General features: G+C 38.5%; 11 protein-coding genes. 9 read left to right on the forward strand and 2 right to left on the reverse strand.

Annotation, left to right across the window (positions count from 1 at the left end; translation table 11 throughout):
* Positions 1-2 precede the first annotated feature (2 nt).
* Positions 3-479 carry a cupin domain-containing protein gene (locus BLW74_RS16985; protein WP_089694297.1) on the forward strand — a complete coding sequence of 159 codons (477 nt, stop codon included), beginning with the start codon at positions 3-5 and terminating at the stop codon, positions 477-479.
* 266 nt (positions 480-745) lie between these two features.
* On the opposite strand, the gene BLW74_RS16990 is transcribed toward BLW74_RS16985, so the two are convergent.
* Both BLW74_RS16990 and BLW74_RS16995 read right to left on the reverse strand, forming a co-directional pair.
* Complete coding sequence (locus tag BLW74_RS16990) at positions 746-1,207, reverse strand: thioredoxin fold domain-containing protein (protein ID WP_089694299.1); 462 nt, start codon at positions 1,205-1,207, stop codon at positions 746-748.
* Positions 1,204-3,273, reverse strand: coding sequence for a TonB-dependent receptor plug domain-containing protein (locus tag BLW74_RS16995; protein ID WP_185116367.1), 2,070 nt, complete (start codon positions 3,271-3,273; stop codon positions 1,204-1,206). The genes BLW74_RS16990 and BLW74_RS16995 overlap by 4 nt, the downstream gene beginning before the upstream one ends.
* 124 nt (positions 3,274-3,397) lie before the next feature.
* Between BLW74_RS16995 and BLW74_RS17000 the strand changes: the two genes are divergently transcribed.
* The 8 genes from BLW74_RS17000 to BLW74_RS17035 all read left to right on the forward strand — a co-directional run bounded on the left by BLW74_RS17000 (position 3,398) and on the right by BLW74_RS17035 (position 12,902).
* Positions 3,398-4,549: a homogentisate 1,2-dioxygenase gene (locus BLW74_RS17000; RefSeq protein WP_089694302.1), complete on the forward strand. Its 1,152-nt coding sequence runs from the start codon at positions 3,398-3,400 to the stop codon at positions 4,547-4,549.
* Positions 4,550-4,720: 171 nt separating this feature from the next.
* Complete coding sequence (locus tag BLW74_RS17005; RefSeq protein ID WP_089694304.1) at positions 4,721-6,232, forward strand: succinate CoA transferase; 1,512 nt, start codon at positions 4,721-4,723, stop codon at positions 6,230-6,232.
* Positions 6,233-6,452: 220 nt separating this feature from the next.
* Positions 6,453-7,727: an acetyl-CoA hydrolase/transferase family protein gene (locus tag BLW74_RS17010; RefSeq protein ID WP_089694306.1), complete on the forward strand. Its 1,275-nt coding sequence runs from the start codon at positions 6,453-6,455 to the stop codon at positions 7,725-7,727.
* 138 nt (positions 7,728-7,865) lie between these two features.
* Entirely contained in the window at positions 7,866-8,657 is a 792-nt protein-coding gene (locus tag BLW74_RS17015; RefSeq protein ID WP_089694308.1) for a hypothetical protein, read from the forward strand.
* A gap of 239 nt (positions 8,658-8,896) precedes the next feature.
* Positions 8,897-10,027, forward strand: a complete 1,131-nt coding sequence (gene hppD / locus BLW74_RS17020; RefSeq protein ID WP_089694310.1) for a 4-hydroxyphenylpyruvate dioxygenase — start codon at positions 8,897-8,899, stop codon at positions 10,025-10,027.
* Between the two features lie 71 nt (positions 10,028-10,098).
* Positions 10,099-10,560 carry a hypothetical protein gene (locus BLW74_RS17025; protein ID WP_089694312.1) on the forward strand — a complete coding sequence of 154 codons (462 nt, stop codon included), beginning with the start codon at positions 10,099-10,101 and terminating at the stop codon, positions 10,558-10,560.
* A gap of 52 nt (positions 10,561-10,612) precedes the next feature.
* On the forward strand, positions 10,613-11,860 hold the full coding sequence (gene fahA, locus BLW74_RS17030; RefSeq protein WP_089694314.1) for a fumarylacetoacetase: 1,248 nt from the start codon (positions 10,613-10,615) through the stop codon (positions 11,858-11,860).
* 220 nt (positions 11,861-12,080) lie between these two features.
* The gene (locus tag BLW74_RS17035) at positions 12,081-12,902 is read left to right on the forward strand and encodes a flavin reductase family protein (RefSeq protein WP_089694317.1); all 822 of its coding nucleotides are present in this window, start codon (positions 12,081-12,083) and stop codon (positions 12,900-12,902) included.
* Positions 12,903-13,010 lie beyond the last annotated feature (108 nt).

Here is a 13,010-nt window from a genome sequence, read left to right on the forward strand (position 1 = left end):
CTATGAACAAAATACCAAGACGAATTGTAACAGGAGAAAAAGACGGAAAATCTGTTATTATAGAAGATTTACAGGTAGAAAACGCTGTAGAACATTTTCCGGGACTCATCATTTCAGATGTGTGGAATACTCAGACCACGCCGGCCAGCCTGCATTGTGAAACCAGAATTCCCAATACCGGATTTCCACAAACGCCTAAAAATGGCACCTATTTCAGATATGTAGTAATTCCTCCTGATCAGGATTTAGGAATAGAATGGAAAAAAAATGAACCCCACCCCATGATGCATAAAACGCCGACACTGGATTATATCGTTATCCTTTCCGGTGAACTCTATCTCATCATGGAAGAAGGGGAAACACTTCTGAAACCGGGTGATATCGTCATTCAGAGAGGGACAAACCACGCATGGAGCAACCGTTCTGATGAACCTTGCATTCAGCTGGCCGTGTTAATCGATGCGGATGGACAGCGTTAAATCATTGAAAGATTGAATCATTTAAAGATGGGAATAGGTATCACAAATTTTAATGATCTATAAAGTGAAGAATCTGGAGAGTTAAAAACAAAAACTGTAAGATTGGAAAACGCAAAGGCGCAAGGAAATCTAAGATTTTTTCAGCAAGGTTATTAATTAATTATTAGCATTATTAAATTTTATCGCAGATAAAATCCTTGCGTCTTACAGCATAATAAAAGAAAAAACTTTGCGTCTTTGCGTTTTCCCAACAAAAATCTCACAATTTACAAAGCAGAAATCTCCAACAGTTTCTGCTTCATTTTTTCAGGCGTCATCTGCCCTTCCTGATAATACACCAGGTTCTGATGCTGATCCAGAAATATCCATACAGGATAAACCGGCTGATTTTTATTTTTAGATAATGCCAGCGCCAGCTCATGAATCCCGGAGTTTCCATTCTGCAGATATTCAAACTCCCGATGCTGGAAATGAATTTTTTCTTTCGTTTTTTCTGCCTCGAAATTGACAAAATAAAAATGTTCATTCATCATATCAACAAGCTCTTGATCTTTGCCCATACGGAAAGACTCAATTTTACAGACCACACACCATTCGGTATACAGATGGATTACAACCGGTTTCGGATTTTCTTTCTGCCAAATCTCAAGATCAGAAAAAGTGCCTGTCTTCATCTGAGACAGATAAAAACAAGGCACTAACATTAAAAATAAAGCTAATTTTTTCATTTCAAAGTATATTTTACCCCCAGAAAACCTCTGATCCCCTGCATAGGTGCATAGCCGTATGCCGTATCAAAAGTATAATGATTAGGATTGTTGACAGGATCATCAACATATTTGTCAAATGGATCAAACGGTCTCATCAAGGGATCCTTCGGCCTGAAATTGAATAAATTTTTCATCCCGCAATACACTTCAAATCCGGATTTGAAACTCTTCGACACCTGAATATTGGCCAGAGAATACAATGGTGAATATTCGGGGCGGTAATCATTCACAAGAACAGGAAGCCTCATTGGGCCGTAGAACTGTCCTGTAAAATCGACGGTCAGATTATTCGCAAACTTATACGTAAGGTTATAAGTACCACTCCATTTTGGAGCATGCAGCTGTTGTGTTTTTTGATTTTCGTTATCAAATTTCTGGTATACATCCAGATACGTCACTCCCAGATTAACACTCAAAGGAAACTGAAAACTAAAATCCACATTCAGGGAAGCTCCTCTTGAAATTCCGTATCCGTGAAGATTGTCATAAATAATTTTATTAGGATCAGAATCAAAATCTCCTACAATTTTATTGCTGAAATACGTATAGAAAGCAGATGCATCAAGATTCACCATTCTGCTGCCTACAGGGATTTTCCAGATATAATTGAGGTTTCCGTTGATTGATCTTTCCGGCTTCAAATCTGATTTTACCACAACTTCTCTGGAACCTGTAAGTGCTGCGTGATCTTCCGTAAATAAATTAACCACTCTGAAACCTGTTCCAAAATTGAAACGTAAAGTGTGATACGGATTAGGATTGAATTTCCATGCAAACCTTGGCGAATGGACAGAATGATGAACTTTATCATAGTCATACCGGTACCCGATCAACAAGGTATTGGTATCATTGATTTCCCACTGATCCTGGATAAACGCTCCCCAGATCGGAGACTTCATCGGTGCATTGGTGATACCGTCTGCATCGAGTGTCCCAGGAGTATTGTCATCATAAAAAGTTCTTTTGAAGGTAAGTCCGGCCGTGAGATCATGTTTCCCGAAGCTTCTGTCCCAATACGTCTGTACAAAGGCTACCTTTTGTGTCGCATTGAAAGGATTGGATCCGTAAAAAGAATTCTGGTCATGATAATTATAAGAAAACTGAGTTACAATATGTTCTTTCAACGGCCATTCGTACAAACCAAAAACCTCTGCCCTGTTGGTATAAATACTTTCTCCATACACCTCATCACTTCCGCGGTAAGATTTATTCCACTGCATTTCTCCCCCAAAACGGTCTTCATACAGATACCTCATCGCAAAGCTTGCCTGCCTGTTTTCTTTTCTTTTAAAATTCCATTTGTTAAAAACTGAAATCCTGCTCTGTAAAGTGGCGTCCGTAAAATTGTCTTTATTCTGATCAATCCTTTCCTGAAAACTGAAATAATTTAAACTTAATAATGAAGCTGCATTCTTTCCTATATTGAACTTGGTAGAAAGGTCAAGATTGTTCTCACTCCACGTACTGGTCATCATATCGACACTCAATTTAGGAGCCGTCAGTGCATTTTTGGTAATAATATTAATTACACCTCCCATGGCTTCAGAACCGTAAATAGAAGATGCAGGGCCTTTTACTACTTCAATTCTATCAACCAGGTTATTCGGAATTCCGCTTAGTCCATATACCGTGGAAAGTGAACTTACAATCGGCATTCCGTCAATCAGAATCATGGTGTATGGTCCTTCCAGGCCGTTAATGTGAATATCTCCTGTATTACATACGGAACAGTTCAGCTGTGGTTTTACTCCATTTACCATAGCAATTGCCTCAAAAATGCTGGGAGTAGGATTTTTCTGGAAAAATTTCTGACTGTAAATTTCAACGGCTACAGGACTTTTGGATCTGCTCATCGGTTTTATCGTACCGGTCACCACTACATCTTCGATGTTACTCGTCCTGAATTCCCTCTTCATAATTTTTGCTGAATCCAGGATCCCAGTCTGCCGTAAACTCAAACTATCTGTCTCCTGCCCAAAGCAATAGGCTGATAAAAAAATAATAGAAAATAATATTCGCTTCATGAAATTAAAATTGTTAGACAAATCTAACAATTATTTTTTAATTACAAAACTTCAGACAGCAAAATATAGATTGAGTCAATTCATGAAAAATGATTAAATTTGAGAAACTACATATGAAAGTAAAATGAGATATCATCAATCGGGAAATATCCCACCAAAAAGACACACGATCTTTAAGTCTCCTGAAGATAAATTTTACTATGAGCAGCTGTTCGGTACGGAAGGCTTCCATGGTATTTCTTCTTTGCTATACCATATCCACCGCCCTACACAGATTAAATCTATTGGTGAGCCAAAAGATGTTACCCCAAAAATTGCTGTGGAAAAAAATATTACTCCCAGAATGTTTAAAGGAATGAATGTGACTCCTGAAGATGATTTCATGGACAGCAGAAAGATCCTTTTGATGAACAACGACCTGAAAATGGGATTGGCTAAGCCAAGAAAATCAATGGATTACTTCTACAAAAATGCAGAATGCGATGAGCTTTTATACGTTCATAACGGAACCGGCATTTTAAAAACATTTGTGGGAGATCTGGAATTCGTAACCGGAGATTATCTTATCATACCGAGAGGAACCATCTATCAGGTAGTGCTGAAATCTGATGACACTGTGTTTTTCGTATTGGAAAGCCACTCTCCTATTTATACTCCGAAAAGATACAGAAACGAGTTCGGACAGCTTTTGGAACATTCCCCATTCTGCGAAAGAGATATGATTGCTCCTGTCTTTAAAGAACCTATTGATGAGAAAGGAGAATTCCTGATCAAAGTAAAAAAAGAAAATCAGATTACCGATTTCATCTACGCAACACACCCATTTGATGTGGTAGGCTGGGACGGATATTTTTATCCTTATAAATTCAATATCAAAAACTTCGAACCTATTACCGGAAGAATTCACCAGCCGCCACCGGTTCACCAGAATTTTGAAGGGCATAATTTTGTAGTATGTTCATTCTGTGCAAGAATGTATGATTATCATCCACAGGCCATCCCTGCACCTTACAATCACTCCAATATTGATTCTGATGAGGTATTATTCTATACGGAAGGTGATTTTATGAGCCGGAATCATATTGACTTAATGGACTTCACACTTCACCCGGGAGGAATTGTACACGGACCTCACCCAGGGGCTATGGAAAGAAGTATCGGTAAAAAATTCACGGAAGAATATGCGGTAATGGTAGATCCGTTCCGTCCTTTAAAAATTACCGAAGAAGCTCTAAAAGTAGAAGATCCTTCTTATAAAACTTCTTGGCTGGAATAAAACAGCACAAACAAAAGAAAAGTATTGCTGAATACATACAAAAGACGCTTTAAATCCTTTATTTAAAGCGTCTTTTTTCGTAAATTTGTGAAGTATGGTTACCATATTAACCATCATTATTTTTCATGACGCATCCTAAGTAATGGTGGTTTAAAACAAAATCAATATTACATGTTAGAAAGAATCAGATTAGAAAGTCTACGCGAAAAAGTTACTACAGCAGAAAACGCAGTAAAAATCATTAAAGACGGTATGACCATCGGGTCCAGCGGCTTTACCAAAGCGGGTGACAGCAAAGCCATTTTGCCGGCTCTCGCTGAAAGGGGGAAAACAGAAGACCTGAAAGTCACTTTAATGACCGGAGCTTCACTGGGGCACGGAACAGACGGAAAGCTTGCAGAAGCCAATGTACTGAAGAAAAGGATGCCGTTTCAGGTGGATCCGATCTTAAGAAACAAAATCAACAATGGTGAAATTCTCTTTATCGATCAGCATTTAAGCGAAAGTGCCGAACTTCTGCACACTAAAAATCTACAGAGCATTGACGTAGCCATTATTGAAGCAGCTTATATTGAAAGGGACGGAAGCATTGTTCCTACAACATCCGTAGGAAATTCAGTAACCTTTGCAGCTTTGGCTAAAAAAGTGATTATTGAAATCAATACAGAAGTTCCTGAAGAAGTCTACGGAATCCATGATATTTACCAGGCCGAAGATTATCCTTACAGAAACGTCATTCCTATTGTTGCTCCATGGAACAAAATCGGGAGGAAAAGCATTCCGGTAGATCCTGAAAAAATTGAGGCTATTGTTTTTACCCACCGTAAAGACAGCCCGGCAGATATTGCAGAACCGGACGAAAAAACTACCGCTATTGCCAAACACCTTCTTGCCTTCTTTGAAAATGAAGTTCTTTTGGGGCGTCTTACCGACAGATTACTACCGCTTCAGGCAGGAATCGGTAAAGTGGCCAACGCTGTACTGACAGGATTTAAGGACAGTAATTTTTATGACCTGACGATGTTTTCAGAAGTACTTCAGGACAGTACATTTGATCTGATCGATTCCGGTAAGCTAAGCTTTGCTTCTGCATCATCCATTACCGTTTCTCAGGAATGCTATGAAAGAGTTTTAGGAAACCTTTCGAAATACAAAGACAAATTTGTTTTACGACCTCAGAATATTTCCAATACACCCGGGCTGATCCGAAGATTGGGAGTTATTGCCATCAATACAGCTATTGAGTCCGATATTTATGGAAACGTCAACTCCACGCATATCGGAGGAACCAAAATCATGAACGGAATCGGAGGATCGGGAGACTTTGCAAGAAACGCTTATTTGAGTATTTTTGTAACGCAGGCAGCATCAAAAGGCAATAATATCTCGCATGTCCTTCCAATGGTTTCTCATACGGATCATACAGAACACGATGTTGATATTCTGGTAACGGATGTCGGATTGGCCGACTTAAGAGGATTAGCACCACGAGAAAGAGCCCAGAAAATCATTGATAACTGTGTTCACCCGGATTATAAAGAAGAGCTGCAATCTTACTTCGACAGAGCATGTGAAAAAGGAGGCCATACCCCACATTTGCTGCATGAAGCATTCAGCTGGCATCTTAGATTTGCGGAAACAGGGACTATGAAACCCAAAATAGCTGTAGTAAATGCAAATTAGAAATTTAAGTCCAAATAATAAACAAAACAAAGGATTGAATGTGTTGACATTCAATCCTTTTTCTTTGTAATCCCTATTGTCTTATTTACATGACAAAAATCTGTATAATATCCCTAAAATATTTATATGAATATAAAATTATAAAGATTATCTTTGAAAGAATAGTAGTATTTTTTAATAAAAAAAACTACTACCACCACCCTGTTTAAAAAGACAAAATATGAATAATTACATCAGCGCAGAAGAAGCAATATATACCATAAAAAGCGGAAACCGTGTATTTTTCCATGGCAGTGCATGTACTCCCAATTATCTGATTGATGAACTCGCCAGACAGGCTAACCGCCTTCAAAATGTAGAAATGGTTTCCATTACCCAACAAGGAAATGTAGAAATTGCAAAACCTGAATACAAAGACAGTTTTTTTATCAACTCTTTGTTTGTTTCTACTCCTGTACGTGATGCTGTGAATTCTGACCGCGGAGATTTTGTTCCCGTTTTCTTAAGTGAAATTCCCATTTTATTCAGAAAAAATATTCTTCCCTTAGATGTTGCACTGGTAACAGTTTCTCCACCAGACAGACACGGTTTCTGTACCCTTGGAACTTCTGTAGACATTGCAAGAGCGGCTGTAGATACCGCAAAAATCATTGTTGCTATTGTGAATCCCAGAATGCCAAGAACCCACGGAGACGGCATGATACACATCAGCAGAATCCATAAGCTGGTTTGGCATGAAGAAGAACTTCCCACTGTAGACTATGGGTCCAAAGTAGGACCAGAAGAAATGCTGGTCGGAAAAAATGTAGCAGAACTTATTGACGACAGATCAACGCTGCAAATGGGAATCGGAACCATTCCCGATGCGGTTTTGAAGTGCCTTACCAATCATAAAGATCTGGGAATTCATACAGAGATGTTGAGTGACGGTGTTATTGACCTGATTCAGGATGATGTGATCAACAACAAATATAAAGGCTATAATGATAACAAAACCATTACCAGTTTCTGTTTCGGAACCCGCAAACTCTATGATTATGTAGATGACAATACCGTATTTGCTTTCAGAGACGTAAGTGAAGTCAATTTCCCCATCAACATCATGAGAAACAAAAAAATGGTAGCCATCAATTCTGCTATTGAAATAGATCTTACAGGACAGGTATGTGCAGATTCCATCGGAACTATGCAGTACAGTGGAATCGGAGGACAAATGGACTTTATGCGTGGTGCTGCCTTAAGTGATGACGGAAAACCTATCATAGCCATTACCGCAAGAACGAAAAAAGGAATTTCCAGAATTGTTCCTTTCCTTAAACAGGGCGCAGGTGTAGTTACTACAAGAGGCCATATTCATTATGTAGTTACAGAGTATGGAACAGCCTATCTTTATGGTAAAAACCTCCGTCAGAGAGCCCAGGAATTGATAAGCATTGCCCATCCCGAAGACAGAGAAATGCTGGAAAGAGCAGCTTTTGAAAGGTTTAAACACTGATAATCAAACTGTAAAGATTTCAAAACCGTTTTTTATCTGAAAATTTAAAACAAACTTTGAAATCAACAGCAAAAAAACATACGAAAATATTAATATTTTGGCAGTATATTTGATAAAACTCATTCAAAAACAAGGAAATTGAAAACTATATATAATTCGATACGGGACGAGGTTGTAAAGCATTCGAAGGTAAGGAATTCTGTTTTGGGGAATGTGAATGAATGGAAGAGAAGCCATTATATTATTCTTTCCGAAATTATCAAAGACGAACTCTCTGAAGCTGAAGAGCTGAAAGGAGGCAAAAAATTTGAAATCGGAAATACCATTTCCCATGTTACCCTTCAGCGTTTTTTTGAAAACGATTATCAGGATAAAACCCACAGTGATCTCAGATTTTTAAAGACGCTTGACAAAATCTGTATTTTCCTGGGATACAGAGACCTTAATGATTACATTCTTACCATCAGGTACAAAAAACAGGACGAAGATGAAACAGATGATCATGCGTACCTTAAGAAAATGGTATATGATTACTGCGCATCAGCTTTTGAATTTTATAAGCTGTTCCCCACTCACAATACCGGTCTTTTAAAAGATCTGGTATTTGATGATTCTCCTTTCCTGGAAAGAGCATCACAATTCAGTAAGGAGTTGTGTGAAAGAGATTTTCACCTGGTTACCAAAAACAACAGATCTAACTACGAAGTTTTTGACATTCATGTGGTGACTGATGAGCCAGATAAGAAAATATTAGAATCTCAGGAATTCTGGAACCTTCTGTTTAAAGTAGGAGAAACCGGAGAAGAACATTTTGTAAACCAGCTAAGCACCCAGATCTATTTTATCCGCAAAATAAATGACACCTGGAAGATTTGGGATAATTACAATCCTGACGCAGGAATGTTGAATAAAAGAATTGAAACTGTCTGAAAAATTAAGAAAGCCGTAGAGAATCTCTACGGCTTTCATGATTCGAAATATTTTTTTCACTTGTCTTTTGTATCACAAATGTAAGTAGCGCATTTGAGACTTAAGAAACTTAAATATACTTAAGTAAACTCTTCTTTAACTTTATGTTAAATATATTCAATGAATACGCGGTATTATTTTCGCCATATCTAAGAATTTTGTAATTTGCATACCAATAAAATAAAAGTAAAAGAGAAAATATGTCAACACTTACATTTGCCGAGAAAATAGCTCAAGCAGAAAATTTCTTACCGATTAACGGTACAGATTATATTGAGTTTTATGTAGGAAATGCAAAACAGGCTGCCCATTATTACAAAACCGCTTTCGGTTTTCAGTCTGTAGCTTATGCCGGTCCTGAAACAGGAGTAAGAGACCGCGCATCTTATGTGCTTCAACAGGGAAAAATCAGATTGGTACTTACTACCGGATTAAAATCTGACTCTCCTATCAGCGAGCACGTAAAAAAACATGGTGACGGAGTAAAAATTTTGGCACTTTGGGTAGATGACGCTTATGCAGCTTTCGAAGAAACAACTAAAAGAGGCGGAAAACCTTATCTAGAGCCGGTAACGTTAACCGACGAGCAGGGTGAGGTAAGAATGTCCGGAATCTACACCTATGGTGAAACCGTTCACATGTTTATTGAAAGAAAGAATTATAACGGAGCTTTTATGCCTGGGTACGAAAAGTGGGAAAGTGATTATAAGCCTGAAGAAGCAGGTTTATTATACGTGGACCACTGCGTAGGAAATGTTGACTGGAACAGAATGATCCCAACCGTTGAATGGTATGAAAAAGTAATGGGGTTTGTTAACATCCTTTCTTTTGATGACAAGCAGATCAACACAGAATATTCTGCACTGATGTCTAAAGTAATGTCAAACGGAAACGGATACGCAAAATTCCCGATCAACGAACCTGCAGAAGGTAAGAAGAAATCGCAGGTAGAAGAATACCTTGATTTTTATGAGGGAGAAGGTGTGCAGCACATTGCGGTAGCAACCAAAGACATTATTCATACTGTAACAGAATTGAAGAAACGTGGTGTAGAATTCCTTTCTGCTCCGCCGGAAGCTTATTATGACATGGTTCCTGAAAGAGTGGGCCATATTGATGAAGATCTTAAAAAACTTCAGGAGTTAGGTATACTTATTGATCATGATGAAGAAGGATACTTACTGCAGATCTTTACGAAGCCTGTAGAAGACCGTCCTACTCTATTCTTCGAAATTATTGAAAGACACGGTGCACAGAGTTTTGGCGCCGGAAACTTCAAAGCTTTATTCGAAGCATTAGAAAGAGAACAGGAAAGAAGAGGTAATCTTTAATTTTACATTAAAAAATACAAGTTTTGTCAGGATATCGTATTCTGGCAAAACTTTTTTATAAAACACAGTTTATGAGAAAATTTTTAATCGGGATTTTCCTATTGGGAACACTGGGGCTCAAAGCTCAGTTTGGCTCTCTTAATGAAATCCTTAACAGACTTGAACAGAGAAAAGGCATCAATCAGCATCTTGAAAATGTTAATATTGACAACAAGAAATTCGTTTTCATCAAAGATGAAGCCGATCATACGGAAAGAGACTTTATTATTATCAAAGGAAATAATGCCACTTATGTAGAAGTTTTTGATGATAAAGCCACAGGGGAAAGCAGTTCTAATGTTTTCAGCGGCGATATCATCAGGAAAAAAAATATTATTTCTTTGCGGGCAGACATGCTTGAAAATAAAAAAATCCCCATGCCTGTTACCAAAACTTTATTGTTGACCCAGCAGGATAATATTCTGTATCTTATTGATGTCAATACCAAAGACAGATGGATCGACGAAACTTCTTTCTCAAAAAAGGCAAAGTAAATTTTCGGGGAAATTCTCCGGATGATATGTTATCTAACTTAAATTTAAACTTATGAAATCATTTGTAGACTATTCCTCAAATTCGGATTTTTCTATACATAATATTCCTTTCGGAGTCGCAGTTTTTAACAAAGAATATATCGGATGCTGTACAAGAATCGGAGATCAGGTAATTGATCTTGCCACCTTGTACGATCTGGGCTATTTTGAAGATATTGAAGGATTAGACGACAATGTTTTTGAAGCGTATACCATCAACGAATTTATCGAATTGGGTAAACCTGTTACCAACGTGGTTCGTACAAGAATCCAAACCTTATTACAGGAAGGATCTATTTTGTCAAAAGACCAGAAAACCATCGAAGAAGCCTTCTATGACCTGGATAAAGTAAAAATGATGATGCCCGTTCACATTCCGAACTACACAGATTTCTACAGCAGCATCGAACACGCTACCAATGTAGGAAAAATGTTCCGGGATCCGGAAAATGCCTTATTGCCCAACTGGAAACATCTACCTGTAGGTTACCACGGAAGAGCTTCCTCTATTGTAGTTTCCGGAACAGAAATTAACCGTCCGAAGGGCCAGATGAAACCTGCAGATGCAGATAAACCTGTCTTCGGGCCATGTAAGCAGCTGGATTTCGAACTGGAAATGGCTTTCATCATCAACAAAAATACAGAGATGGGAGAAAGCATCTCTACCAAAGATGCTGAAGATGCCATCTTCGGAATGGTAGTTTTCAACGACTGGTCTGCAAGAGATATCCAATCCTGGGAATATGTTCCGCTAGGGCCATTTCTGGCAAAAAACTTCGGATCATCAATTTCTCCGTGGGTAGTTACGCTTGAAGCCCTGGAACCATTCAGAACAGCTTCTCCTCATCAGGATCCTGAGGTTTTAGAGTATTTAAAATTTGAAGGTGATAAAAATTATGATATCAACCTTGAAGTATATATTCAGCCTGAAAATGGAGATCAGAACCTGATCTGCCAAAGCAACTACAAGCACATGTACTGGAATATGACCCAGCAGCTGGCTCACCACACTGTAAACGGATGTAACGTGGAAGTTGGTGATCTGTATGCCAGCGGTACCATTTCCGGAAATGATCCCAAATCTTTCGGATCTATGCTTGAATTGACATGGAGAGGACAAAATCCTTTATCATTAAGCAATGGAGAAGAAAGAAAATTCATTGAAGATAATGATACGGTAACGATGAAAGCGTGGGCTGAAAAAGACGGGGTAAGAGTAGGTTTCGGTGAAGTTTCAGGGAAAATTATACCGACAGTTTAATTTTATCTGCATGTAAACTCTGCACCAGGCTACTATCAGATCTTACTGATTTTGAAAATCTACAAGGTTTGGTGGATGACATCGCTAAAATATGCTGCGAGACAGTTGTATTAGAAGTGTCATGCTAAGCTCCAGCTATAGGTTTACGAACGAAGTTCGCAAAGCATCTTTTAATATCATTTTAAATACTTAAGTCGAATTAAGTGTTACAAGTAAAAACATGAAAACAGTAATCCCCTCCGAGATAACCTCCGTACAGCTTCAGACCATTATGCAGACGGCCGTTTCGCCACGGCCCATTGCTTTGGCTTCCACGGTAGATAAAGACGGTAACAGCAACTTATCTCCATTCAGTTTTTTTAATATGTTCAGTACGGTGCCTCCTATTTTAATATTTTCACCGTCAAGAAGAGTTCGGGACAATACAACGAAACATACCCTGGAAAATATTCTTGAAGTACCGCAAGTGGTCATCGGAACAGTGAATTTTCCTATTGTACAGCAGGTTTCTTTAGCTTCTACAGAATATGAAACGGGAATTAATGAATTTATCAAATCCGGCCTTACCATGAAGGACGCAGATCTGGTACAGCCTAAACTGATTGATGAATGCCCTGTCAACTTTGAATGTAAAGTATTAGAGGTAAAATCATTGGGAGATCAGGGAGGCGCAGGAAATCTGATAATCTGTGAAGTTCAGAAAATTCATATCAGAGAAGAATATCTGAATGAATCCGGAAACCTCGATCAGAAAAAGCTGGATATGGTAGCCCGCTTAGGCAGCAACTGGTATTCCAGAAGCAATGAAAACAGCCTCTTTGAAGTACCAAAACCTTTGGTAACAAAAGGAATTGGCTTTGATCTGCTTCCTGATGCCATAAAGTACAGCAAAGTATTTACAGGAAATGACCTTGGAATGCTTGCCAATACGGAAGTCTTACCTGCCGGTAACTTCCATGGTGATGAAAGCATTCATCTGGATGCCCAGAAACTCCTTCTGGAAAATAAAATTGAAGAAGCGTGGGCTTTGCTTACGGTATAATAAAAAATCGGCCTGAAATTTCAGGCCGATTTTTTTATTATAAGATGGAAGTCAGAGGGCGGATGCTGGAAGCTGGCGGTTGTTTAAAATAACTGTTTCCCAATTAAA

This window comes from Chryseobacterium culicis, assembly GCF_900108365.1.
GTDB lineage: Bacteria > Bacteroidota > Bacteroidia > Flavobacteriales > Weeksellaceae > Chryseobacterium > Chryseobacterium culicis.